24 protein-coding genes are annotated in these 23,564 nt (G+C 61.4%); 14 read left to right on the top strand and 10 right to left on the bottom strand.

Features of this window, described 5'->3' with window-relative positions:
• Nucleotides 1-9 precede the first annotated feature (9 nt).
• Nucleotides 10-678 carry an O-methyltransferase gene (locus HALRU_RS14770; protein WP_015302190.1) on the top strand — a complete coding sequence of 223 codons (669 nt, stop codon included), beginning with the start codon at nt 10-12 and terminating at the stop codon, nt 676-678.
• A 21-nt stretch (nt 679-699) separates the two neighbouring features.
• Here HALRU_RS14770 and HALRU_RS14765 read toward each other — a convergent pair whose 3' ends face one another.
• From HALRU_RS14765 to HALRU_RS14750, 4 genes are all read right to left on the bottom strand, one after another.
• Entirely contained in the window at nt 700-1,119 is a 420-nt protein-coding gene (locus HALRU_RS14765) for a type II toxin-antitoxin system VapC family toxin (protein WP_015302189.1), read from the bottom strand.
• Between the two features lies 1 nt (nt 1,120).
• On the bottom strand, nt 1,121-1,384 hold the full coding sequence (locus HALRU_RS14760; protein ID WP_015302188.1) for an AbrB/MazE/SpoVT family DNA-binding domain-containing protein: 264 nt from the start codon (nt 1,382-1,384) through the stop codon (nt 1,121-1,123).
• A 178-nt stretch (nt 1,385-1,562) separates the two neighbouring features.
• Nucleotides 1,563-2,087, bottom strand: a complete 525-nt coding sequence (locus HALRU_RS14755) for a hypothetical protein (protein WP_015302187.1) — start codon at nt 2,085-2,087, stop codon at nt 1,563-1,565.
• A 113-nt stretch (nt 2,088-2,200) separates the two neighbouring features.
• Entirely contained in the window at nt 2,201-2,488 is a 288-nt protein-coding gene (locus tag HALRU_RS14750) for an amphi-Trp domain-containing protein (RefSeq protein ID WP_015302186.1), read from the bottom strand.
• Between the two features lie 264 nt (nt 2,489-2,752).
• Here HALRU_RS14750 and HALRU_RS16150 point away from each other — a divergent pair, with 264 nt between their 5' ends.
• Both HALRU_RS16150 and HALRU_RS14740 read left to right on the top strand, forming a co-directional pair.
• Entirely contained in the window at nt 2,753-5,509 is a 2,757-nt protein-coding gene (locus HALRU_RS16150) for a S8 family serine peptidase (protein WP_015302185.1), read from the top strand.
• A gap of 121 nt (nt 5,510-5,630) precedes the next feature.
• Nucleotides 5,631-6,980: a DUF418 domain-containing protein gene (locus HALRU_RS14740; RefSeq protein ID WP_015302184.1), complete on the top strand. Its 1,350-nt coding sequence runs from the start codon at nt 5,631-5,633 to the stop codon at nt 6,978-6,980.
• A 6-nt stretch (nt 6,981-6,986) separates the two neighbouring features.
• On the opposite strand, the gene HALRU_RS14735 is transcribed toward HALRU_RS14740, so the two are convergent.
• From HALRU_RS14735 to HALRU_RS14725, 3 genes are all read right to left on the bottom strand, one after another.
• A complete protein-coding gene (locus HALRU_RS14735) occupies nt 6,987-8,282 on the bottom strand; it encodes an MFS transporter (protein ID WP_015302183.1) in 1,296 nt (431 codons plus the stop codon).
• A 116-nt stretch (nt 8,283-8,398) separates the two neighbouring features.
• Nucleotides 8,399-9,265, bottom strand: a complete 867-nt coding sequence (locus HALRU_RS14730; RefSeq protein WP_015302182.1) for a DMT family transporter — start codon at nt 9,263-9,265, stop codon at nt 8,399-8,401.
• Between the two features lie 110 nt (nt 9,266-9,375).
• Nucleotides 9,376-10,266 (bottom strand): hypothetical protein, encoded by an 891-nt coding sequence (locus HALRU_RS14725; RefSeq protein WP_015302181.1) that lies wholly within the window; start codon nt 10,264-10,266, stop codon nt 9,376-9,378.
• 215 nt (nt 10,267-10,481) lie between these two features.
• Between HALRU_RS14725 and HALRU_RS14720 the strand changes: the two genes are divergently transcribed.
• The 5 genes from HALRU_RS14720 (at nt 10,482) to HALRU_RS14700 (ending at nt 13,011) form a co-directional block, all read left to right on the top strand.
• Nucleotides 10,482-10,754 (top strand): DUF433 domain-containing protein, encoded by a 273-nt coding sequence (locus tag HALRU_RS14720; RefSeq protein WP_015302180.1) that lies wholly within the window; start codon nt 10,482-10,484, stop codon nt 10,752-10,754.
• Between the two features lie 248 nt (nt 10,755-11,002).
• Nucleotides 11,003-11,200, top strand: a complete 198-nt coding sequence (locus HALRU_RS14715; RefSeq protein WP_015302179.1) for a hypothetical protein — start codon at nt 11,003-11,005, stop codon at nt 11,198-11,200.
• A gap of 153 nt (nt 11,201-11,353) precedes the next feature.
• Nucleotides 11,354-11,632: a type II toxin-antitoxin system HicB family antitoxin gene (locus tag HALRU_RS14710; RefSeq protein WP_015302178.1), complete on the top strand. Its 279-nt coding sequence runs from the start codon at nt 11,354-11,356 to the stop codon at nt 11,630-11,632.
• On the top strand, nt 11,629-12,078 hold the full coding sequence (locus tag HALRU_RS14705) for a type II toxin-antitoxin system VapC family toxin (RefSeq protein WP_015302177.1): 450 nt from the start codon (nt 11,629-11,631) through the stop codon (nt 12,076-12,078). Before HALRU_RS14710 ends, HALRU_RS14705 begins: the two co-directional genes overlap by 4 nt.
• 93 nt (nt 12,079-12,171) lie before the next feature.
• On the top strand, nt 12,172-13,011 hold the full coding sequence (locus HALRU_RS14700; protein ID WP_015302176.1) for a DUF6997 domain-containing protein: 840 nt from the start codon (nt 12,172-12,174) through the stop codon (nt 13,009-13,011).
• A gap of 32 nt (nt 13,012-13,043) precedes the next feature.
• Here HALRU_RS14700 and HALRU_RS14695 read toward each other — a convergent pair whose 3' ends face one another.
• The 3 genes from HALRU_RS14695 to HALRU_RS14685 form a co-directional block, all read right to left on the bottom strand.
• Complete coding sequence (locus HALRU_RS14695) at nt 13,044-13,733, bottom strand: DUF6339 family protein (RefSeq protein WP_015302175.1); 690 nt, start codon at nt 13,731-13,733, stop codon at nt 13,044-13,046.
• Nucleotide 13,734: 1 nt separating this feature from the next.
• Nucleotides 13,735-14,697 (bottom strand): hypothetical protein, encoded by a 963-nt coding sequence (locus HALRU_RS14690; protein ID WP_216086542.1) that lies wholly within the window; start codon nt 14,695-14,697, stop codon nt 13,735-13,737.
• Between the two features lie 71 nt (nt 14,698-14,768).
• A complete protein-coding gene (locus HALRU_RS14685) occupies nt 14,769-16,676 on the bottom strand; it encodes a hypothetical protein (protein WP_015302173.1) in 1,908 nt (635 codons plus the stop codon).
• A gap of 184 nt (nt 16,677-16,860) precedes the next feature.
• Between HALRU_RS14685 and HALRU_RS14680 the strand changes: the two genes are divergently transcribed.
• From HALRU_RS14680 to HALRU_RS14655, 6 genes are all read left to right on the top strand, one after another.
• On the top strand, nt 16,861-17,976 hold the full coding sequence (locus HALRU_RS14680; protein ID WP_015302172.1) for a DNA cytosine methyltransferase: 1,116 nt from the start codon (nt 16,861-16,863) through the stop codon (nt 17,974-17,976).
• Between the two features lie 7 nt (nt 17,977-17,983).
• Complete coding sequence (locus HALRU_RS14675) at nt 17,984-18,613, top strand: A/G-specific adenine glycosylase (RefSeq protein WP_015302171.1); 630 nt, start codon at nt 17,984-17,986, stop codon at nt 18,611-18,613.
• Nucleotides 18,614-18,817: 204 nt separating this feature from the next.
• Nucleotides 18,818-19,594, top strand: a complete 777-nt coding sequence (locus tag HALRU_RS14670; RefSeq protein WP_015302170.1) for a hypothetical protein — start codon at nt 18,818-18,820, stop codon at nt 19,592-19,594.
• A gap of 190 nt (nt 19,595-19,784) precedes the next feature.
• Nucleotides 19,785-21,683 (top strand): hypothetical protein, encoded by a 1,899-nt coding sequence (locus tag HALRU_RS14665; protein WP_148680560.1) that lies wholly within the window; start codon nt 19,785-19,787, stop codon nt 21,681-21,683.
• 2 nt (nt 21,684-21,685) lie between these two features.
• Nucleotides 21,686-22,756 (top strand): hypothetical protein, encoded by a 1,071-nt coding sequence (locus HALRU_RS14660; protein ID WP_015302168.1) that lies wholly within the window; start codon nt 21,686-21,688, stop codon nt 22,754-22,756.
• The gene (locus tag HALRU_RS14655) at nt 22,753-23,559 is read left to right on the top strand and encodes a DUF6339 family protein (protein WP_015302167.1); all 807 of its coding nucleotides are present in this window, start codon (nt 22,753-22,755) and stop codon (nt 23,557-23,559) included. Before HALRU_RS14660 ends, HALRU_RS14655 begins: the two co-directional genes overlap by 4 nt.
• Nucleotides 23,560-23,564: the final 5 nt, after the last annotated feature.

Here is a 23,564-nt window from a genome sequence, read left to right as displayed (position 1 = left end):
CCTTCGCCCATGCCCAGCTACATCGACGAGGAAGCCGAGCGATACGTTCGGGCGCTCGGGCCCGAACACGACGACCTGCACGCGGAGATGGCGGCGTTCGCCGACGAGCACGACTTTCCGATCATCGGCCCGGATGCGGGCGGCGTCCTTCGGTCCTACGCCGCTGCCACGCAGGCCGAGCGTATCTTCGAGTTCGGATCCGGCTTCGGCTACTCGGCGTACTGGTTTTTGAAGGGGATGGCCGACGACGGTCGGATCGTCCTCACGGAGATCGACGAGGACGAACTCGCGAAGGGCGAGGAGTTCCTCGCCAGCGCCGGCCTGGCCGATCGCGCCACGTTCGAACGCGGTGACGCGATGGAGATCGCCCACGATTACGCGGGGCCGTTCGACGTTGCCCTCATCGACCACCAGAAATCACGCTACGCCGACGCGTTCGACCTGATCCGCGACGAGATCGCGCCGGGCGGCGTCGTCATCGCCGACAATATGCTCTACGGCGGCCACGACTACCACGACAGTCTGGACTACGTGCTGGACGACGGCGACCTCCCCGACGACGAGAACGCCCGCGGGATCGTCGCGTACCTGGAAGCGGTTCGCGAAGCCGAGGGCTTTTCCACCTCCATCCTCCCGGTCGGAAGCGGTCTCGCGGTGACAGTTAGAGACGCGGCCTGATGGCGGTGCCGACGACCCGATCTATCGTTCGAGGATGATCGTCTCGATCTCGTCGATCTCGGCGAAGTCCGGATCGCCACTGTAGAGGCGCTCACAGTCGTCGTGGAGGCTGGCCGTCGCGACGTGTATCGCGTCCGCGTACGAGAGCTCGCACGTGCCTCCATCGTAGTACCGGAACCTGATATCGGCGGCTTCGGACGCGACCTCGTCGATGAGCGGCATACTCTGGATCTCGTCTGCACTCGTGAGAATTCGGACTGCTTCGTCCGCGGCATCACTGCCTTCGACACACCGGATTCGATATCGGACCTCCGCGACGACGGTCGGCGCGATCAGCCCTCCCGCCTCGGTCGTCGCGTCTCGTATCACCGCTTCGGCGGCATCGGCTGCCTCCCCGTCGAGCAGGTACTCGAGCCACACCCAGGAGTCTACGAAGTACATCTCACGACTCGAATCCGGCCTGGTCGGCCCAGGCTCGTTTCGATGCCGCTCTCATCTCGTCCAGATCGACGTCGTGATCCGCGAGTCGGTCGCGAAGTGCTTGCAGCTCTGCCATCGTCGATCGCTTTCGGTGGACGGTAATCTGCCCCTCGTCGTCGAGGACGAACTCGACTTCCGTTCCCGCGTCGAGTTCGAGTCGCTCCCGTATCTCCTTCGGAATCGTCACCTGCCCTTTGCTCGTGACGCGCGCCTCCTTTGCGATCATCTCTTCTCTTACGTAACAATGGCTTCCTTACAATTGAGTGTTTTCCTTACTTCGATCGTCCCGATCGTCGTTTACTCCGAACCGGCCGTTTAGGCCACTCCGAGCGCGTACGCACCGCTGTCGATATCGGATTCGTCGAGGCTGGTTCCACCCGACTTCTACCCGCTTGGCACCGGCCTCAAAGTGGCGGGCCCTGATCGATGTCCTCGCCGGACCGAATCGCCTCGATCTGTTCGTCGATCTCCGCCGTCGCGAGTTTCACGAAGTTCTCCGTCGGGAGTCCGGCGTGGACGTCGATCGTGATCATGGCGTCACAGTCCTCGACGATCTCCGGCGCCCACCAGCCCCGGGCCAGTTTCGAGACGTCCGTGACGACTGCCGTCGCCTGATCGGAATCCCCGTCGCCTGCCTCCCCGTCGCCCTGTTCTCCGTTGCCTGCCTCATCGCCGCCTGCTTCCTCGTCGCCCAACTCCCCGTTGGTCGCGTCGTCACCGTGCCCACTCGTGCCTTCGACATCTTCGACAGGCTCGACGGTGATAAACGCCGTCGCCCGATTCCACAGTTGCGGCGGGCTCGTCGAGACTTCGACGAAGAGATCCGCGAGCCGCGTCTCCTTGAGTGGCTTCTCCTGGAGTTCGTCGCGGAGCGCTTCGAGGGCGGCGATCTGCACCTCGGTCGGGAGCGGTTCGTCGTCGCTCGTCATCGTGCCTCCGGTCGATCGAACACGTGGCTGCTCACGGGCGCCGTTCGGGAGCGACGGCCGTAACTGTTCGGCTACATCGATGTAGGGCCGGCTGGGGCCGGCGGTGAATCGCCTCACTCGATCTGCAGGTCACCGTTCCCGTCGCCGTCGGTGGCCCCGTCTTCCGGCCACTCGAGTTCGAACTCGACGCTCAACTCGCCGGAGCCGTCCGTCGGGCCCTCGCGCTCGGCTTTCACCTCGAACGTCGGCTGTGCGGGCGGGTCCATGGTGACCGACTCGCTTCCCGCTTTCAGCGTGATCGCCTCGCCGGCGTCCAGTTTGTCGGCGACGGATCGGAGTGTCGCCGCGATATCTTCCCGGGAACGACTGGCCTCGGATTTGAAGAGCACTTCTTCGGGCATACCACGTACTAGGCGCCCTCGACGTATGAACTGTTGGGTGGTGTCGAGAGTACGCGGGGACGGTCGAACCGCGACGCGTCAGTGATCGCTCGGCGCGTTCCAGTTTTTCACTTTGCGGCCGATCGGTATCAGTTCGTGAGAAGAGAGCTGTGGATTCATGTGACCGTGTATGGGCACGAATGACAGTCACGCTAGCCGGCCAGTCCGGACTTCTGATCGATCGACTCGACGGTGTCGCCGGCCGTGACCCCCTGGCTGAGAGCCATGACACGGAACACAGACGCCGACGACAGTACGTATCGCCTCGACCGCCGAACCGTCATGCAGCTCGCGAGCGTCGCGGGCCTCGGAGCGGTGTTCGGGACCGTCTCCGGAACGGCCGACGCGTCGGGCCCCGCCCCGATCGACCCGGATCGTGAACCGCCGTGGGACGACCGCGCGGGAGCGTCCGGTCGGTGGGTACGCGACCGCTGGTTCGTCGCGTTCGACGCCGACCCGCGGGTCCGCGGCGGAACGGCGAGCACCCAGGCGGACGAACGGGCCCGGTTCCGCGCCGACGTGCGAGCCGAGGGCCTCGGCGTCACCGAGCGCCGGGACTTCACGCGCCTGTGGAACGGCCTCTCGGTGACCGCCGCGTTCGGCGACGCGGTCGCGATGACCGCGCTCGACAGTGTCGCCGCGGTGTACCCGGTTGCGATCGTCGACCGTCCGGACCCAGCAGACGCCTCGCCCATGCTGGAGACGGCCCTGTCGATGACCGGCGCCGACGCCGCCCAGTCCGAACTCGGGTTCACGGGCGACGGGCGCTCGGTCGCGGTGATCGACACCGGCATCGACTACAATCACCCGGACCTCGGCGGCAGCGGCGACGGGTCGGTCGTCTACACCGCCGAGAGCGAGGGTGATCGGACGCTCACCGGTCCCGCAGGCGACGTCCACCCGCGGATCAGTCACGGCTGGGACTACGTCGGCGCGGGCTACGACGCGGGCGATCCGGAGGCGGACGAGCCGAATCCGGACCCCGATCCGATGGATCCGCAGGGCCACGGCACGCACGTGAGCGGCATCGTGGGCGCCGACGCGGCCGACGCGGCCGACGAGGACGGTGTGACGGGCGTCGCACCGGACGCGACCCTCGGCGCGTACAAGATCTTCGACACCGGCTCCAGCACGGCCGAGATCATCGTCGCCGCGATGGAGGACGCCTATGCGGACGGGATGGACGTCATCAACATGTCCCTCGGCGCGAGCCTGCAGTGGGGCCAGGCGTACCCGACGACGGCGGCGAGCAACGAACTCGTCGCGCAGGGCGTCGTGGTCGTCAACTCCGCCGGGAACGACGGCGACCTCGGCGCCTGGAGCATGAGTGCGCCGGCGAACGCCCACGACGTGATCAGCGTCGCGAGCGCCGAGAACACGCACCTGACGGCCAACGGCTTCGCGGTCGACGGGCTCGACGACCCGGTCCCGTACCTCGAACTCGCCGGAGCCGAGCTACCGCCGACCGAGGGCGAGTCGGCCCCGCTGGCGTTGCCGGCCCAGAGCGAGATCGGCGGTGAGACGGGCTACTTCGGCTGTGATGCGGCCGACTTCGCCGACTTTCCCGAGGGCCACGTCGCCCTGATCCAGCGCGGCCACTGCGCGTTCGCCCAGAAGTACGAGAACGCCGTCGCTGCGGGCGCGACTGGCGTCGTCATCTTCAACAACGTCTCCGGGCTGTTCAGCGGGACGATCCAGAACGCCGGCGCCGAGGGCGTCTGGGGCGCCGGGATCAGCGACACCGGCGGGGCGGCGCTGGTCGACCTGCTGGAATCGGGCGAGACGGTCACCCTCGACTTCACCGACGAGACGGTCACCGTCCCGAACCCCAACGGCGGGCTGCTCTCGTCGTTCTCCTCGTACGGCCAGGACGTCGAACTCGCCTTCGGCCCGAGCGTCACCGCGCCCGGCGGGCTGATCACGTCGACCTATCCGCTCGAGTTCGGTGGCTACGGCATGCTCTCGGGGACGTCGATGGCCGCGCCGCACGTGGCGGGAAGCGTCGCGTTACTGCTAGAGGCCGAGCCCGACCTCGATCCCATCGACGTCCGCGATCGCCTGCAGAACGTGGCCGAGCCCCAGCCGTGGTCGCTCGCGCCCGGTATCGGCGCCCTCGATCACTCGTTCCGCCAGGGCGCGGGCATGATCCAGGTCGACGCCGCGATCACTGCGGACCAGCGCGCCGCACCGGGCCAGCTCTCGCTGGGCGATGGGGCGGCAGCCGAAGTGACGGTGACGCTCACCAACGACGGTGAGACCGACGTCACCTACGAACTCGGGCACGCGGGGACCGTCGGCACTGCCGTCAACACCTTCTCGCCCGGGTTCTATCTGTCCGGCAGCAGCGTGTCGGGACCGGAGACCGTGACGGTGCCCGCCGGCGAGTCGGCGGCAGTGGAACTGACGATTACGGCACCGGCGTACGGGCTGCCGAACCACCAGTACGGCGGCTACGTCACGTTCACGCCGACCGACGAGGCCCACGACTCGCTCCGTGTGCCCTACAGCGGCTACGAGGGGGACTACCAGGACCTCCCACTCTTCGGCTACTACGCCGCGGCCGATGACTTCGTCGCGCAGGAGCCACTCCTCCAGGAGTCGCCCGACGACCCGGACGCCGTCGCCGCCGTCGAGGCCTTCTTCGGCCACTACCCGCAGGAACTGCGACTCACGGCCGTCAACGAACGGACCGGCCAGTCGTTCACCGTTCTCGAACAGGAGTATGCACCGCGGAGTCCCGATCCCGAGACCTACTACGAGTACGTCTGGGACGGTCGGACACGGGCCGGGGAGAGCGACAGCCGACGGCCGGTCCCGCCGGGGACGTACACGCTGACCGTCGAGGCGCTCCGCGCGCTCGGCGACCCCGAGAACCCCGAGCACTGGGACACGTGGGAGTCCCCGACGTTCCGCGTCTCGCCACCCGGCAAGCGCGCGCCTGCGACGGGTGAGGCCACTTCTGGGCTGCCAGCGGACGAGTAGCGCGGACGAACCTCCCTCCTTTTTGTACCGACCGTGCCAGATGGCGCATAGACGATGTCCCGTTCCTGGCGTGATGCGAGCGTGCGTTTCCCGATTCGGGCCCAGCATCGCGGGGTGGCCGATGAGTGGTGAGCGACCCACCTCGTCCGACACGGGGTCCGGGGCCGACGCCGCCGACCCCACGACGGCCGCTGATCCCGGTCCGGCCGCCGATTCCGGCTCGGCTGCGGACCCCGCGTCGGCCGACGACGCCGCGTCCGCCCCCACGGCCGACCGCGGGCCGACGCCGCCTTCGGAGCGGATCGTCGGCCTCGACGCGTTGCGCGGATTCGCGCTGCTGGGCATTCTGATGGTCAACATCTGGGTGTTCGCGATGCCGGAGGCGGTGCTGGGGAATCCGACCGCCTACGGCGACTTCTCGGGGGCGAACTGGTGGGCCTGGTTCGTCTCCGACGTCTTCTTCCGCCAGAAGTTCCTCGCGCTCTTTACCTTCCTCTTCGGCGCGAGCGTCGTGCTGTTCACCCGGCCGGACGAGCGAGGTGGGCGGCCGACACTCGAACTGCACTACTGGCGGACGGGCTGGCTTCTCGTCTTCGGGCTGGCTCACGCCTACCTGCTGTGGTACGGCGACATCCTCGTCGCCTACGCCGTCTGTGGCTTCTTCGTCGTGCTCCTGCGGGATCTGCCGGCGAAGACGCTGGCGATCACCGGCGTTCTCATTCTCGCGATCCCGTCGGCCACGGAGGTGCTTGCCGGCCTGTCGATCGACCCCGGTGCGACGTCGACGGCGTGGCAACCGGCCAAGTCGGTCCTGGAGGCCGAGATCGACGCCTATCGGGGCGGCTGGTTCGAACAGTTCGACCATCGGCTCCCGACGGCGATCCGGCGCCAGACGACCGGCTTTCTCGGCTACTCCGCCTACCGCGTGAGCGGTTCGATGCTGCTCGGGATGGCGCTGTTCAAGTGGGGCTTCCTGACGAACGACCGCTCGATTCGGGAGTATCGCCGGCTGATCGTCGGCGGTGGCGTCGCCGGCCTCACCGTCGTTCTCACCGGGATCGTGTTCATCGAATCGGCCGACTGGTCCTACCGCGCCGGCATCTTCTGGCGGCAGTTCAACTACTGGGGCAGCTTCGGCCTCGCGGGGGCGTACATCGGCCTCGTGATGCTGTGGAGCCGCTTTCGGCCGGACGGTGTCGTGACCCAGTCACTCGCCGCGGTCGGGCGGACGGCCTTCAGCAACTACATCTTCCAGACGGTGCTCGCCACGTCGATCTTCTACGGCCACGGATTGGGGCTGTTCGCCAGCCTGTCGCGGGTCGAACTGCTGGGGGTCGTTCTCCTCATCTGGGCGATTCAGGTCCCGGTGTCGGTGCTCTGGCTCCGATACTTCCGCTTCGGTCCGCTGGAGTGGCTCTGGCGAACGCTGACCTATCGCGAGGTGCAGCCGATGCGGGCGACGAGCGAGTGAGGCAGCTCAGTTCGCATCGGTGTCCGTCTCCGGCATCACCAGCGTGAGGCCGACGACGGCGGCCATGATCGCGGCCAGGAGGAGGTAGCCCTCGTCGAAGTAGCCGTTGTCGCCGAGGACGCCGAAGACGACCGGCCCGGCGGCACCGAGGGTCGCCGTCGTCGTCCGGACGACGCCGAGCCCGGTCCCCTTGCGCTCCTCGGTGAACGCGTCGGCGATGAACGACTGCGTGACCGCGCCGGAACCGAGCATCGTACTGATCAGGGCCGTCGTCGGGACGAGCAACCAGAGCCCGGAGACGAACGGTAAGATCGCGAGGCCGACCGCCGGCGGGGCGAGGACGGCCACCAGCGCCCCTCGCATCCCGATTCGGTCGTAGGCGGCGCCCGCGACGGGTTTGACGACGACGCCGACCGCGAAGAAGAAGCCGAAGAGCAAACTCGTGGTGGCGGGTGAGAGTCCCTTCACCGTCTCCAGGTAGGTGGGATACAGCGCCGTCACCGACTGCCAGATGAAGATGTACAGAAAGAGGATGACCGTCATGAACCCGAGCGAGGGGTCGCGTAACTCACCGAAGACCGCCAGCGTCTCTCGGAGGACGCCCTCGTCTGAGTCGGCCCCTGTGCCGTCAGTCGCCGCTGGAGCGTCGGTACTGTGGGGGCCGTCATCGTCGGTCGCGGTACTCTGGCCGTCCATCGCTTCTGGCCCAGTCGCGGGAACGGCGACGAAGAGTGCGAGGGCGCCCACGAGCAACAGCGGCGCGACGAAGCCGAGGCCCGCCTGCCAGGCGACCGCGGCGGCGACGGCGACCGCGATCGGTGGCAGAATCGTCTGGCCGACGTCGCCAGTCGCCATCGTCACGCCGAGGGCGCTCCCCAGCCGGTCGGGGTAGAGCTTCGAGAGGACGGTGATCCGCGCGATGGGGTACATCGAGTGACCGAGGCCCCAGACCGCGACCGCGGCGAAGAGGACGATCGGTGTCGGCGCCGTGACGACGAGACCGAGCGCGACGGCGACGATGGTTGCGCCGGTGGCCATCACCGCCCGTTCGCTGTACCGATCGGCGAGCAGTCCGCCGGGTAGCTGGCCGACCGCGGCGAACAGCCAGAGGACGCTCACGAGGAGGCTGGCGACCGAGAGGCTGAGTCCGTAGGCGTCCTGGAGGTCGGGCAGGAGCACCGGGAGGATCATCCGGGCACCGACGAACAGTCCCCACGTGCTCGCGACCACGGCCAGCGACGGCCCGCGTCCGTCCGCCCACAGGGCGCGCGCCTCCGTCGTCAGCGTTTCTCTGACGTCCATACGAGAAGCCGTTGTCGCCTCTCCGCCGTGCTCGTTTGTAAGTGACACTTCTTCGGTCCGGCTTTCCGCTTTTCCGGTCTCGGCAGGATGGCTTTCTGGATCTACTCGGCTGCTCGTCACGCCCGTTCGCGCTGAACGAAGACGACCCCCACGACGACGAGCGCGCCGCCGAGGAGTGTCACGACCGTGATCGGCTCGCCGAGGACGGCCGCGCCGAGGGCGACGGTGACGGCGGGCTCTGCGGCACTGACGATACTCGCTCGACTCGCGCCGATCCGCTCTAAGCCGGCGAAAAAGGCGAGGACCGGGATCGCGGTCGCGACGACGGCGATCGCGATGGAAACGCCCCACGCGGTCGCGTTCGCCGGGGCCGCGAGGGTGTCGGTCGCGAGGCCGAAGGCGACGAAGCTCGCAGCCGCCGCGGGGAGGACGAACGCCGTCAGCGTCTCGGCGTCGACGGATGCGAGCGCCCGCTGACTCACCAGAATGTATCCCGAGTAGACGATCGCCGCGCCGAGTACCACGAGAACGCCCCGCGGATCGGCCCCTGCGGGGTCGGCGCCGGTGATGAGTGCGACGCCGCCGAGCGAGCACCCGAGCGCGGCAAGGAGCGTCGCCGTCACCCGGCCGGGGTGCGTGAGGAGGACGAACCCGACGACGAACGCCGGGTAGGTGAAGAGGACGATCCCGACCAGCCCGGCCGTCATGAACTCCAGCCCGAGGAAGTAGAGGCCGCTCTGGGCCGCGTAGCCGACCGCACCCAGTCCGAGCGCGACGGCGAGCGTGCGCCCGCGGAGCAGTCGGAGTCGGCCGCGGTACCACAGGATCGTCCAGAGGAGGATCGAGGCGATGGCGAAGCGCAGCGCGAGCACCGACGGGATCGAGAGGCCGGCGTCGGCGGCGAGGATACCCAGCACGCCGAGCGTCCCGAAACCGATGGCGGCCGTGAGGACCAGCCCGATCCCGACCGTCTCCTCGTCCATGCACGCTGGCTGTGTCGGGGCACCAAAATTTCGACGGTTCGGCCGTCTCGGGCGGCCCGCGCCGGTCGGTCAGCGCTGCGAAGGGCCAGCCGGGCGCGTCCAGTACTCGGTCAGGAACGCGCAGCGCTCAACCGAGAGCGGCCAGTCCGTTCGCCCGTCGAGTACTCGGCAACGGCGACGAACGCGACTGCCCAGCCGACGGCCGCGACACCCCACAGCACGCCGGTGGAACCAACCTGCGCGGGGAACGAGAGCGAGAGCAGTCCGTAGTAGGCGATCGGCAGCGCGGCGAGCCACGCTGCGAGTCGCGCGCCTCTCATTCCGAGCGCGGCGGGGATACCGTAGGCGAGGGGTGCGAGCGCGAGGCCTGCGAGCATCACGTAGTGGCCCTCCACGGCGTGTGAATCCGCTGGGTTCGTCGAGAGGGGCAACTGCGTCGCGGCGAACGCGAGGAGCGGTACCGCGGCCACGCCGAGCAGCGCGAGGAGCGCCAGGCTGGTGGCGCGTCCACGGCGGAACAATCCCCGACCAGCCGGGTGCGTGACGAGTGCGATCGTCGTCAGTGCCAGGAAGGGCAGGACCTCCTCGGGTCGGCCGACGCCGTACGCGACGGTGCCGGCGCTGACGACCAGGATGAGCGAGAACGCGCCCCACATCGACGCGACGCGCGATTGCGGTCGGACGGCCTGGGCGAACAGGCCGAGCAGGAACGTCGCGACGACTGCAGCGATCCCCATCACGTGCAATCGGTGGATGCCGAGTTCCGCGCCGACGTCCGCGGTCCAACCCGTCGCGAGCTGCGCGAGCAGTTCCGGCAGGAACAGGATCGTCAACACGGCTGCAGCGGCGAGCGAGAGAGAGAACACGACCCGGCGGGCCGTGGCGATGGTGGATTCGTCTCCGAACGTCGGTCTGCGCCGTCTCCCGGTTTCGGTTGCCGTTCCCCCGTCGATCGATGCTTCAACTCCGGGAGCGGTGGTGTCTTTGCTATGTGCTACCATACCTATCACACGTTGCTACGCCTCGGGACGAGATAAACATGTCTGGTCTGACACGAATGCCGAAGCGTCCGGGAAACGGGACGGAGTTGCTTCGTTGCCATTGGCAGTCTGTGCAGGGTCGGGCTCGAGCGAAGCGTTCGAACGGGTGACCGTATACTAGAAGACGAGTCGACCACGACCGCCCGTGTATACGAGAGGAGGTCCAATCCTTTCGCATGACGATCACGAGAGATGACGAGGTTCTTGGCGGTGAACCTCGAATCGACGGGACTCGTGTTGGTGTCCGCCACGTCGCCGGGCGCGTGATCGAAGGCGGATACACACCGGCGTACGTCGCCGATCAGCTCGACCTGTCGCTCGCAGCGGTCTACGAGGCACTCTCGTACTGGTATGCAAATCCCGACAAGATGCGACGCGTGGAACGCGCAAACGCGACGGCCTTCGAGGACCTGCGTGAGGCCTCACTCAAACCCAAAGAACTCCAGTGACGACCGACGTCCGAATTCTGCTCGACGCTGTAGCCGCGTCTTCGAGCGGGTCCTTCGAGAGCGCGGCTACAGCGTCGTTCCATTGGCGTCTCGATCGCCCTTCCCTCGAGAACGGTGTTCGCTTCCTTCTGGGGCTTGGTAGGCAGGCGCTCGCCAAACTCCTGCATTGCCCGATACCCGACGAGAGCAAGCCCTGGTGTCAACCAGTTAACCACTGGTTCTTACGTGATGGCGACTAACACTGGTGTATGAGCGATGCAGACGATGTTGCAGACCTGGGTCGGCGAGCGATCCGGACCTCGCGAACGGAGGCTCTTCGAGAGCGGATGCGAGCGGTGATCGACGACCACGACCGAACGGTCGACATGAAGGCCGTCAGGCAGGAAACGAGCGGCGGTGACTCCCTTCAGTCGATCGTCGACGACGGCCGATCGGAACGGGTCTAGGCGTATTCACTGGCGTCGCTTCTTCTGAACGCGTCTCGCGTACTCGATTCCGTCGGGGGCGACCGGCGGAGGTTTATATGTGATCGTGCCCAACAATCGATCAGAAACGCCCCTTCGACCACGTCGCACTCGACTCCACTCCAACCCAGTCCAATGAGTACCGACACAGGTGACACGCCCGACTCGACGGCCATCCACCTCACCTACGAGGACGAGCGGTGGGTGGCGACCGACGAAGGGACCAACGTCAGTGCTCGCGGGAAGACCAGAACGGAGGCACTCGCTGCTCTCGACGCGAAACTGGCGGGGGACTCCAACACCGTCCCAACCGAAGATCCGTTGTTTACCGCACCCTCGTTTTCGAGCGGACTTGACGACACCTCCGTCGACGTCGATGCCGCGCTCGACCGAACGGCCGACGTGGACCGATGACCGACTCCACCGTCGATTTTCACCCACTGTTCGTGGATACCGGCCCGCTTTACGCCAGATTCGATTCAGCAGACAGACACCACGACCGAACGGTCTCCGTTCTCTCGCGCATTCGCGAGGGCTCACTTCGGTATCGACCACTGTACACCAGTCGGTACGTCCTCGGCGAATTGACACGGCTGTTGTTGTACAATATCGGCCACACTGCCGCGTCGACGGCGCTTTCGACGATCCGAAACAGCGACCTGTTCGTCGTGCTGTCCGACGAACAGCGCTCCTTTCAGGCGGCGTGCGAAACGTTCGCTCGATACGACGATCAAGCCATCTCGCTCGTCGATCACCTTTCGGCTGCACTGGCAGAGACGCACGATATCGACCACGTGTTCTCGTTCGACTGTGACTTCGATACGCTCGGATACGTCCGCGTACCGGACGCCCACTCCTGATCTCCCATCGCAGGGAACGAGTGCCACGGTGTACCGACGTGATGCCCGTTCGGCCAGTGTCTTCATGTATACTCTCGAAAACCGGATTACGGCATGGTCTTCGAGTCGGCGCTTAGGGAGTTACGCGAGTCGGCGCAGGGTGTCTTCGGTCCGACGTCCTTTCGCGGGTACGTCGACCGCCACGGGATCGAGGCGGGGCGGACGCCGCGACACATCTCGGTGGATTCGCTCGCGGATCTGGATCCGGGGCTACGAGACGAGGACGTGATGGTCCTCCGGATGGGATCGGCGCCCGACGGCCGCGGGACGGGCTTCGTGCTGGTCGAGGCCTCTGACGGGATTGGGGAGTACTTTCTGGAGGACGAGGCGCTCTTCTGCGGGGTCGAGGCGACGTCGATGGACGGGCCGGTGGATCGGGAGCGGCTGTTGAGCTTCGAGTTGCTCCCTTCGCTGTCGGAATCTTCACTCGTGAACCTCGGACTGGCGTCCGGCGTACTTTCGGAGGCTCTTGATCTCGATCGGACGGGGGCACTGGCACCGCCGGCGACTGGCCAGTCGACGTTCTCGTTCGACGTGTGTCCGCGGAGTGACCTGTCGGAGTCGGTTCGGCATCGATCTGGCCAGGTCGAGATCGACACGCTGTTCGCCGAACGCCGGGACGGCGAGCTGGCGCTGTTCGTCATCGAGGCCAAGACCGGTCCGCGGGCGTCGCTCGCGAAACACAAACTGGTGTACCCGCTGCTGGCCATCGCCGACTCGGTCCCTGCGGAGATCGAACTGGTGCCAGTGTACCTGCGATGTCGACGGGCCGAGGGACGGGTTCGGTTCGAGGTCGCCGAATGTACGTTTCCGGATCCCAGAGCGCGACTCGGCGGGGTGGAGGAATTGTCGAGTTGTCGCGAGCGGGTGATCGAGTTGGAATTGGGGGACTGATATGCCTCCTCCTGTGGGATGTTTGGTTTGAACTACCGGGACTCAGTGATGATCTTTCGAACCATCTCCCGTGCGTCAGACTCCGATAACCCTTCGAGTTGTACGTTCGTCAATGCGTGATTGAACCGCCGTGTCGTCTCGTCTATGACGCTCGACTTTTCATCTTCGAGTTCCTCACACATGGCTCGAACTGCAGGCTGATAGCGTGCGAACCAGCGGTCGAACACTTTGTTGACCATCGTCTGGTTGTCAAAGACCGCGTCAGTCGTCGAATAATCGTCATCGCGAGCCGTGAGCTCTGCAATCCACCAAAGACGATGGATGGCGTTCGAGTACAAGTCTGATCCAGCGCCGAGGAATTTCTCCCTCATTGCCTCTTCGGATCGATACTCCCAGCGATGACGGACGAGATCGGGATACCGGACGACTGCTAACCAGTGCCAGAGGCCCGGATCGCCGGCAGTCCGTCTGGTGATGTCGAGACCACGGTGAATATCTTCGGCGAGTGCACCATCTATTTCTGTCTCGTGTTCTGGGTACTCCTCTAGCACTTGGGTTACCGCCGAATCGATCTTGTCGAGATCGGCCGTCGGATTACCAGGCATGGTCTCTACGTACTCGGCCAACTGTTCTTCAGTGAGCGTCGCCTCGCCTCGCATGAAGGACTCGCCCACCAGGCGACGTCCGTCTTCGGTCAGTCGGTGTAGTTCTGTTTCGGTCACGTCAGATCTGGAGTCCTTCCTCCATGAGATGGATCAGTTGCTCTCTCGGGTTGATGTACTCCTGAAGCTCACTATCGATTCGCTGCATCACGTGTGGGATGGTCTGTGGATCGGAGAGGTCGTCTCTGAGTCGGTGTGTCGCTTCTGACACGTCGCTAACGTCGTATAGATTGCGGGCGAACGTTTCGAGCACCATCTCTTGCCACTCGTGCTCGACTTCTCCCTCTTCGTCTACGGCACTCCCTGCTCGAACGAGTAGTTGGACCCACACACCGTAGCTCACCTGGTCGAGTATCACGTCACGCATTCGGGCCTCGGCCCCGACAGATCCTCTACTCTGGAGCACTTCGGCGATACGGGGATGGTCGGAGTTTATCCACAGTTTAGGATGGCTCTCGTTTCGGAAGTCCAGATAGTAGAGTTTGTTCCCGTCTGGGAGGTGAGCGTTTTGCGAGAAACGTACCCGCTCACCATCGATTGCAGCTCGGCCTTCGTCGTCAGGCCCATCGATGACTAGGTAGTACAGTGTCCCACTGGCGACACGGAAGTTCTTTTGATCGGCGTAGCTGCCCGATTCTTCTCCTGGATGGGGTTCTGTACGAACTAGATACGGACGTAGTTCGACAGTTCCTCGAACGTCGTTCTTGGGAACCTTTAGTGCGACATCGTATTCATCAGGTGTCGTAGGCGCCTCTGAGATAACGGCTCGGTCTCGGTAGATCGTCTCGTGACAGCGAATGGTGACGTAAAGTTTGGCCGGAGGTTGCTTCCGCTCGTCCTGTGGAAAGACTGCTTGGACCGTCTCCTCGGGCAGACGAAGTTTCCCGTGGATAGTGATCGTACTCCAATCTGGCTCGTCACTACTGTCGGAATCCGATACCGCCGATGCGAGATCTATCTCTGTCTGTGCTGGGTTCAGTTCCAGCGTCTTTTGCTCTCCATCGTCGACGGTGAACGAGTCCAATTCGAAGTCGACTCCCTTCTCTCGATAGCTGAAGGGAAGTGACGTAGTACGGTGTCGCTGTGAACGTTTGGTCACTCTTGATCTCCCTCTTCTGGTGTCCGCAATTCTGCGAGTATCTCTAGTTGCGTCTCCCCGACATCTCCGTGTACTAAGTCAGCGGCTTCGTCGGGATGAGTGCGCCCAGAGAACGAGACTTCGTCGACGTCTCCGTTGGCGACGAGATGGGCACGCCCCTCCTCGAACGAAACAGATACGCCGGACTGTTCTACCTCGACGTGGTCAAGGGGAATCTCTTCGTAACGAGATCCGTCCTCACCAACACCGGTGAGTGATATATCTGAACTCCAAACACCGAACTCCTCTGAGAGTACTTCGATCCGACCAGAGATCGCCCATGCGTCACCGTCGAAGTGCGACGAACTGTCGATTTCGAAGACGGGCTCGGCGGGTGACGCCGTGGATCTGGGACTCCCGCTCCCGTGGATCGGGAACCGATTAAGAACGTTGTCGGAGAGGGAATCATCGTTGTTGCCCTTCGAAATCAGGTGTCGTAACCCGTCACGAAGCGTACCGAACACGTCGTCGAGTGCCATCCTGAAGCCACGCTGATACTGCTCACGAAGGTTCTCGGTAGACTCCCACTCGTCGTGTTCGGGTGGTTCGGCGAATCGGAGGAACCGATCGATTTCTCGGTCACTCTCTGATGGTTTCCCTTCTGGCCGTGCTTCGCCTGCGGCCAACACGCCGAAGAAGTTGCGGTCGCCGTAGGCGACACGGCTCTGATCGTAGTACTTGACGACCATCCCCGCTCCACGGAACAGCGCGACGTTGTTCAGGTACGTATCGTCGTCTGCGGGAGACGAGAGGCGAGTCGACAACCGTACCGAACCGTCGGGAGTCTCGGCTCCATCGGCACGAGGTGGGAGTTTGAACGGGATATCGAGTCCAGCAACGTCTCCTGGGTCTACTAAGGTCTGCGTGTCCGTGGTTCTCTGATCGTACGCCTCGACGAACGGTCGGATCGCCGGAACGTTTTCCACGTCGGCCGTCAGAGTATCGTCTGGCGTTTCGACCGTAATATCGAGGTCACCTCGGTAGATCGCTGGCCAGAAGTACTTGACAGAGGCGTCTACGAACTCCTGTGCGAGATCTTCGAGATCCGGTCGTTCGTCCCGGGTCGGGTCCTGGAACTCGACGACCATAGCGCTCGTTCCGCTGACGGCTGGCCGGTCGACGTGCAGTTGTTCTGCGAGTCGGGAGGCCTGCTCCCCCCAGAAGGACTCTGGTCGGGGTCCATCTTCTGTCTCGATTGGCTCGCAGAGCCACCCCGCACCTTGGTAGGTCGTCTCGTCCTCTGGGAGTTGGTGTGTGGGGAACTTAGACCGGGCGACAAGCCGCGGTGAATCGCCCTCGTTTTCTCCGTGTGCGAGGTGAGAGTTGAAAACGACCGTCGAAGCGCTCGAGAACGTCCAGAGCACGGACTTCCCAAGTCCGTACGAACCACCAGCGGTATCGTCTTGCTTGCTGCTGTAGAGCTCGTCGCGGACTAGTGCGGCGTAGTTCGAGTCTTCGTCCCAACTTCCAGTCAAGCCAGTCGTGTTTCTGTCCTCGACGACGAGGAGGCGGAGTTCGGCATCGGGATCGTCGACTCGTTCGACGACCCGTTCGTAACGATGACCGTTGTGTGTATCACCGACCGCTCGTATCCGTTTACCGAGTCCATTGTCCCACCCGAGTCCATCGAGGAACTCCTCCTTCTCGGCCCCAGTGAGCGTGACGAAACGAAACGTCACTTCGACTGGGTTGTCGTTTGGGAGCCCCTGATCGTTCGCATTTTGGAGTACTTCACGGACGAACGCCTCGGTGTCGTGGTCGACCGCGTGTTTGGTCGGATCGTCGCCGTAGCGTGGCGCTCCTGGGCCGCCGCTGAAGAAGAACCACTCGGCCGCGTCGGTGATCTGTATTTGCTCCTGATCCATGTGAGAAACTAGTATATCTGTACTGGACTAAGACTACCCAATTAGTATTTCTGTTACGATTCGATGGTCTCTCGGGCGGACTGGCGGCTTTTTTTGGCCGGTATCACGGATCTCACGTTACCGACGGGACTCGAAACGCCGTTGTGGCCCAACACTTATCTCGGGAAACGCGAGAATAGGGATTATGAAAGTGGCCGCAGTGGATCTGTTCTGTGGGGCCGGTGGACTCAGTTACGGCCTTCAGAAAGCTGGCATTTCTGTCGTCGCAGGGATAGACCACGATCCGGACTGCAAGTACCCGTACGAACAGAACATAGATGGTGATTTCGTACGAGCAGATATCCAGGCGTTAGCGCAGGATCCAGAACCAATCGCACAGATGTACCCGTGGGATACCGATCTAAAGGTTCTCGCGGCGTGTGCCCCTTGCCAACCGTACTCTACGATGGGACACTCGAAGGAGTCAGGTCACGAGGATCATCAAAAGTGGGGGCTTCTGAACGAGGTCTCGCGGATCGCAGAGTACGTAGACCCGGACGTGGTAGTTACCGAGAACGTACTTCAGGTCAAGCAAGAAGACGGCGTCTACGATGCGTTCATAGAGAGCCTCGAATCCCAAGACTACCACATCAACAGTGACGAGAACAAGAACGTCTACTGCCCTGAATACGGGATTCCCCAGAATCGGAAGCGGTGGGTTGTCATGGCGTCAAAGCGCGGTCCTCTCTCGTTACCAGAGCCCCCAATTCACGACGAAGATAACTACCCCACGGTCCGAGATACGATCGATCACCTCCCACCGGTACAGGCTGGTGAGGTCAGTGACGAGAACGACGTACATAGGGCCCGTTCCCTCTCTGAAAAGAACTTAGAGCGTATCGATAACATGGAACCCGGTGGAGATTGGACTCTTTGGGAAGAGGAGGGGCTAAACCATCTCCTCGCGGACTGCCACCGGAAGGCGAGCGGGCGGACGTACAAAGCACCCTACAGTAGAATGCGCCCAGACGATCCATCACCGACGATCACGACGCAGTTCTACAATTACGGCAGTGGTCGATTCGGACACTACGATACAGACCAGAACCGCGCACTCTCGCTACTAGAGGGAGCTCTGCTCCAGACCTTCCCCGAAGACTACGAATTTTACGAGGAGTGGGAGGACGTCGGTGTGTCGAATCTAGGCCGGATGATCGGTAACGCAGTCCCTCCGAAGCTCGGTGAGTACATGGGGAAGGCGATTCTCTCTCACGTTGGAGAAGCTGTTCCGTCTGTAGAACCTACCGTCGCCGACGACTGAACGCGCCATGACGTCCGAGACAGAGCGACGATTTCGAAACGATCTGCTCGAATGGGGGAGGAAGAACCGCCGCGAGTACTCGTGGCGAGAACCGGATCGAACCTTGTACGAGGTATTCGTCGCGGAGTTTTTCTTGACCCAGACGCCGGCTGACAACGTCGAGACGGTCTATTCGGAGTTTCTAGGGCAGTTCCCCTCGCTCGACGAGATCGTGGAGGCAAGCGAAGACGAACTCGCCGAAGCGATCGAACCGCTCGGGTTCCAAAACATGCGTGCGAGTGCGCTGAAGCAGATCGCCTCGTCACACGACCACCTCCCTACCGAGCCAGAGCTGCTGATGGAACTTCCGCGGGTGGGCCGATACGTGGCGAACGCCACGTTGTGTTTTGCTCGTGGTGACCGATTGCCTGTACTCGACAGGAACGTCGAGCGGGTGTACAGCCGGGTATTTCGAGACACATGGCCTGAATCAGAAGCGGAGCAGTTCGCTTTCACGGAGCGATTGGTACCCGACGAGGCCCGTGCGTACAACCTGGCTCTGCTCGATTTCGGTGCGTTGATCTGTCAGACTGAACCACTGTGTGAGCAGTGTTTCGCCAATGAGTATTGTATCTACTTTCGGGAACTGGAGGAGTAGGCACACTACTTAATGAGTATGTAGTATTGATGCGACACTGTAGATTAGTCGACACTCAAACGCTATTTACAGATATAGGTTTTAAATTGGGTCGCTGTCTAAGCGCACAACAGTGACAATCCAAGCGGACTCTAAACGGATGTTTTCTACGCCGAGTTCTCTTTGGTACTCTCAGAACCCCGGGCGAGTATCAGGTGATCTCGTATGACCTCGGAACAGATGTCGACACGCGAAGAGCCGCTCATCCTCCATTGCTTTGCGGACTATGGGACAGAATCAGAGGTACTCAGCGACTTCGGGAACGTAATTCGTGTCGGAATCGATCCTAAGGACACGAACGAGAGTACACCGATCAAAGCAGACGCTCACATCGAGGACAAGGGGTGGGATCTCCCAATCGACGACGATGTCTCCTTCGATCTCGGACTGTTTCACCCGGTTTGCTCACGGTGGGCCGCGACGACGAGCATTTCGGGGAATCCGGACGAGCACGAGAACATGATCCCGAGTGCACGGATGCTCGCAGAGAAATACTGTGATCATCACATCATCGAGAACGTTCCACGCGCGCCGCTCGACGATCCAATCGTTCTGAACGGTCGAATGTTCGGTATGCCGATCAAGTACGAACGCGCGTTCGAAACTTCGTTCAGTGTTCCACAACCTCCCCGTGAGAAGCGACTCTTGACCACAGATGGACCGTCTGATAAAGCTGAGACCTCGTCGTTTTTCTTCTCCGAACGGTCCAAAGAGTGGTGGGCGGCGGTCAAAAACTACTCGCCGATGCCGTACCCGAAGGGTCACGTCGCAAAGAACGCGATCCCCGCGCCGTTCATCTATTACTTGGTCCGGCTGTGGTTGATGGTGTACGAGGATGAACACGGAATTTCGGAGGGACGGGTCGACTACTCCGATTACGACAAGCGAATGGATACTAAGCGGAAAAGTGAGGACAACCGTCAGTTAGATGACTTCCATTAAGGAGAGACTTTACTTAATCAAGTCGGGCTTCAACCCAACAACCCAAAATTCTATATTGTGTCAATGTTGAGTTCTTATAGTGACTACAGGAAGCGCTACGGATTCTAGCTCCGTGTGGTGGTTCGAAGACGTTCCATGTGGGCGTACACGGAAGCAAGGCCTGATTCAAAAGAAAACGTTCAGTCGGGATTTGGAGACGTTCGTCCGTGAAATCCTCCAAAACTCAGTGGACGCACGGTACGACCCGAGTGAACCGGTTCAGGTGACGTTTCGTCTCCGTGAGTTAGACGATCGCACTGCCTTTGAGGAGGCCATACAGTGGGACGATCTATACGCTCATGTCAAAGCAGGTGGAAAAGACCAGGATGGCCACGGCCTCGCCGACTACGTGAAATATTTGGAAAACGGCGGAGCATTTCGGCTACTCACGATTGAGGAGAAGAACGCTAAGGGGATTCAAGGGAACGAAGAGGATCAGGACTCAGATTATGCGGCACTCATCCGTGACCCAGGTGCGAGTAATAAGGGCGGAAGTACCGGTGGACGGCACGGTCTCGGGAGTACGTTGCTCTGGGTTACGTCTGGATTCCAGACGGTGCTGTTCAACTCGACGTTGGCGGAAGAACGGCCAGGTCAGACATCGCCTCGACTCGTCGGTCGTTGTTTCATCCCGACTCACGATCTGTCTGAGGGAGAGTGCTATTCGAACGACGGCTGGTTCGGTTCTGAATCTGGATTCCAACGTGACGAACTGAAGCGGCCGGAGTCGATTTGGAACGATCAGGCTGAAGTGCTCGCGGAAGATCTGGGGATGGCCCGTCCCGACGCGAACGGAACGACGATTATGATCCCAGGCTTCCGTGACCCGTCCGATCCAGCGATGGACGATCAACCGTCACCGGACGAATTGTATAACGAATTCATACGGGCCACGGCAGAGTACTTTTGGCCGGCAATTCGTGGGGGCAATCTTCAGGTGGAGATTGACGTGTGCGGTGAAGATACGAGACTGACCCAAGAGACGATTCAGGACAACGACCTCGTTTCCCCGTTCGTTGAGTGCTTCGACCGCATGCGTAATGCATCGGACTCTTTCAACGGGCCGGGGACGGTCGCAAAAACCGACCAAGAGTACGGAATCGTGAGTAAGAAAGAGGGTGAGTGCGACGACAACGAGGAGTACCCCACTCCAACTGAGGGGCACGTCACGGTAGCGGCGCGAAAAGCCAACCCGAGTGATACAGAGGGTTCTCCTTCAGAACGTCTTGGGGAGGTTGCTATGTTCCGCGGCCCGGGAATGGTCGTGAAGTACAAATCAGGCCACTATCTTGGTCACTCTGGGAAGTATCACGCCTTGTTGGCCGCAGGGAAAGCACGCACACCTTCAGAAGAGTCCCATTCACCGTCCGACGAGGCTATCGACGACTTCCTTGCGATGGCCGAACCACCGATGCACGATCGTTGGTACGGAAAGAAGAATGACGAACTCAAGGCGAAATACGAGAGTGGCTGTGTGGGACCGGCAGAGGATCTCACAACGAAGACGCTTCGGAGTGCTCTCTCGAAGATTCTGTACAGTCGGTCGGACCGGTCCGGAACCTTAACCCGCCCCCATCGAGATATTCTGCCTCGGACGCGTTCGGACTTAAGGACTGAAGGCGGGACTAAAAAACCGCCGAGCCCTAGTATCCCTCCGCTATTCGAATGGCACATATCCGATAGGATAGCAGGTGACGAGTGGCTGTTCTCCGGAACCGTTGGACCAAACTCGGAACGGAAGGCGATAGGTGATGGGCCGATAGAGGAGTGGGAAGCTACGTTCGAACTGGTCGCTCTGTTCGAAGACAACAGGGAGGCAGATACAGTGGTCGTAGAAGACATAGACGCAGAGGTAGCGGACGGGAGTGGACAGATTGACGTAGCCGAGACACGTGAGAACGGCGAGAAAAGTTACGTAAACGCCGTCGGAGACGTCAGATCTGCAACGGTCGAAATCGAAGCCCAACTTGACGGAGTCGAAGCTCGATTAGGTGATTTAGCGAAGACTCGACTCAAACTTGATGATGGGTCAGTCGAGGTAGGTGAGTAACCATGAGTAGCACACTCAGACTTAATCGATCTCTGAAATACGAGACGTTCCCTCACCAGTGTAAGTTGGGGGAACTTGAACTTCGTATCGAGAACTTTTCCATTGATGGCGACGAGACGGTCGAAGCAGACGACGATTCGAATTTAGATCTCACTGACTACAGTGGGTGGTCTACGATTGAGTTTAGTCTTTCTGTAGATGTGCCTGCCGATCTCCTTGAGGAGGTGCTCCCAGAAGCAAGCGAAAGTACTGCGGAGAGTCCATCGGCCAGTCATCCTGCAAAAGTCATCGTAGCAGGCCACTGCGTAGACACCTACACCAGAGCAGGGACAGTGTTGGGCGACGACATCAGTGCCGGGACGGTCAGCGATTCGTTGACCATTTCATCCGAGGACATCACTCAACGAGTTGACCTTAACCCCTACCTCTTGCGTTCTGAACCACTTTCGGAAGAGAAAGAACGATCACTCGGATTAGATCGAACCCACGACTACGCGACAGAACCCGGTGCTTTCCTGTCCGATGGCCGACGGTGTCGGATTACCGTCGAAGACGAAGAGGCTGGTAGCGACGACGTGCTGCAAGTGGAACGTACCTCGTTTGAAGAGGAGAACGAGAACGAGGATACGGTCTTCCCACCCGCCGATCGTATGTATTACCTTGATCTGAAACGAGATCCGAACAACCCGGTCCTCTATTTCAATGAGGACCACGATCAGGTCGTGGATATAGTGTGGAATGGCGAGGGTAGGTACGACGATCTTACTGCCGAACTTATCTGGGATCAAGTGATGTCGTCTGTCTGGGGTCGCATGACGGAAGTTGCTGCTCATGAGTACGATCCCGATGCAGACGAGTGGGACCCAGAGTGGCAACCGGCTGTGTTCGAGATGTTGACCGATTATTTGTACGAGGATCAAGATCTATCTCCGAGGAAGGCTGCAGAGTATTTAAAAGAGGAATTAGAAGAAAGTCCCATGACCGCAACGGAACAGATCGAACAGGCAGTTCAGGGACTGTTAAACCCCGGTCAACAGCTTGACAATCACGCAAGGAGGGTCGGAGACCGATGACGGGTTGGAATCCAGATGCCGAGTTGATAGACGGGCAGGAACTCGTCTGTCTCAGTAACGGTGCACAAAGTTTGTTGAGCAAGTACGAAGAGTTCCTCAAAGGAGATTACGACAGTATTCCGAACTCGGAGCTTCAAGATCACGTCGTTGAAACTGATTTGACGGCGGACTTGGGATCCTTGGAAAGTCGACTCCGAGAGATCGAATCCGAAACTATACCTAAAACAGGAGATTCAGATCCAGAGACAGCTATCGCCGTTCACCGTAACGTGGATATCAGTCGGTCAGACGCGGCTGATTCGGGCCTTTGGAGCGCATTTTCGATGCTCTACTTCCCTTGGTTCGTTCATCACCGGTGGGAGTTCAACAGTGTCTCCGCAATGAAGGAGAAGTTCTGGACACAAGCTAGAGCGTTAGATGGGAAAGCTAGTACCTTTGAACGTGCCTGGTGGATTGCAGAACTAACGTGTGTTGAGAAATCCGATGGGAGCGTCGATTACGAGCCAACTCGACGCGCTCTTAGCAAACGCCGGTTCTCGTTGTTGGTTTTCGACACGCCTATGGCTCGGTACGAACCGGCAGTGAGAGCGCTGTTAGAGGAACTTTACGACGAACCGGATGGTGGCGAAACAGATGACGATGAGGGAGGGTTGGCAGAAACTAATGTGTTAGACAAAACCATCAAGCGGTTTAGGAAGTCAGGTTCCGTATTTCCGTACGAGGGCCAAACAAAGGACCAATTGGCAAGCACGATACGGGATATTAGAGAGGATGTTGTGTCAGAACTGTCGAACAACGACTAAGAGTT

The organism is Halovivax ruber XH-70, from assembly GCF_000328525.1.
In the GTDB taxonomy this organism is placed as follows: Archaea; Halobacteriota; Halobacteria; order Halobacteriales; family Natrialbaceae; genus Halovivax; species Halovivax ruber.
Note: the sequence above shows the minus strand (reverse complement) of the source record. Positions and strands in the feature narration are given on the sequence as shown.

What these genes read in the sequence shown, in the direction of transcription:
- HALRU_RS14770 (WP_015302190.1), top strand. Translation starts at nt 10, where the DNA reads ATGCCCAGCTACATCGACGAGGAAGCCGAGCGATACGTTCGGGCGCTC.
- HALRU_RS14765 (WP_015302189.1), bottom strand. Translation starts at nt 1,119, where the DNA reads ATGTACTTCGTAGACTCCTGGGTGTGGCTCGAGTACCTGCTCGACGGG.
- HALRU_RS14760 (WP_015302188.1), bottom strand. Translation starts at nt 1,384, where the DNA reads ATGATCGCAAAGGAGGCGCGCGTCACGAGCAAAGGGCAGGTGACGATT.
- HALRU_RS14755 (WP_015302187.1), bottom strand. Translation starts at nt 2,087, where the DNA reads ATGACGAGCGACGACGAACCGCTCCCGACCGAGGTGCAGATCGCCGCC.
- HALRU_RS14750 (WP_015302186.1), bottom strand. Translation starts at nt 2,488, where the DNA reads ATGCCCGAAGAAGTGCTCTTCAAATCCGAGGCCAGTCGTTCCCGGGAA.
- HALRU_RS16150 (WP_015302185.1), top strand. Translation starts at nt 2,753, where the DNA reads ATGACACGGAACACAGACGCCGACGACAGTACGTATCGCCTCGACCGC.
- HALRU_RS14740 (WP_015302184.1), top strand. Translation starts at nt 5,631, where the DNA reads ATGAGTGGTGAGCGACCCACCTCGTCCGACACGGGGTCCGGGGCCGAC.
- HALRU_RS14735 (WP_015302183.1), bottom strand. Translation starts at nt 8,282, where the DNA reads ATGGACGTCAGAGAAACGCTGACGACGGAGGCGCGCGCCCTGTGGGCG.
- HALRU_RS14730 (WP_015302182.1), bottom strand. Translation starts at nt 9,265, where the DNA reads ATGGACGAGGAGACGGTCGGGATCGGGCTGGTCCTCACGGCCGCCATC.
- HALRU_RS14725 (WP_015302181.1), bottom strand. Translation starts at nt 10,266, where the DNA reads ATGGTAGCACATAGCAAAGACACCACCGCTCCCGGAGTTGAAGCATCG.
- HALRU_RS14720 (WP_015302180.1), top strand. Translation starts at nt 10,482, where the DNA reads ATGACGATCACGAGAGATGACGAGGTTCTTGGCGGTGAACCTCGAATC.
- HALRU_RS14715 (WP_015302179.1), top strand. Translation starts at nt 11,003, where the DNA reads ATGAGCGATGCAGACGATGTTGCAGACCTGGGTCGGCGAGCGATCCGG.
- HALRU_RS14710 (WP_015302178.1), top strand. Translation starts at nt 11,354, where the DNA reads ATGAGTACCGACACAGGTGACACGCCCGACTCGACGGCCATCCACCTC.
- HALRU_RS14705 (WP_015302177.1), top strand. Translation starts at nt 11,629, where the DNA reads ATGACCGACTCCACCGTCGATTTTCACCCACTGTTCGTGGATACCGGC.
- HALRU_RS14700 (WP_015302176.1), top strand. Translation starts at nt 12,172, where the DNA reads ATGGTCTTCGAGTCGGCGCTTAGGGAGTTACGCGAGTCGGCGCAGGGT.
- HALRU_RS14685 (WP_015302173.1), bottom strand. Translation starts at nt 16,676, where the DNA reads ATGGATCAGGAGCAAATACAGATCACCGACGCGGCCGAGTGGTTCTTC.
- HALRU_RS14680 (WP_015302172.1), top strand. Translation starts at nt 16,861, where the DNA reads ATGAAAGTGGCCGCAGTGGATCTGTTCTGTGGGGCCGGTGGACTCAGT.
- HALRU_RS14675 (WP_015302171.1), top strand. Translation starts at nt 17,984, where the DNA reads ATGACGTCCGAGACAGAGCGACGATTTCGAAACGATCTGCTCGAATGG.
- HALRU_RS14670 (WP_015302170.1), top strand. Translation starts at nt 18,818, where the DNA reads ATGACCTCGGAACAGATGTCGACACGCGAAGAGCCGCTCATCCTCCAT.
- HALRU_RS14660 (WP_015302168.1), top strand. Translation starts at nt 21,686, where the DNA reads ATGAGTAGCACACTCAGACTTAATCGATCTCTGAAATACGAGACGTTC.
- HALRU_RS14655 (WP_015302167.1), top strand. Translation starts at nt 22,753, where the DNA reads ATGACGGGTTGGAATCCAGATGCCGAGTTGATAGACGGGCAGGAACTC.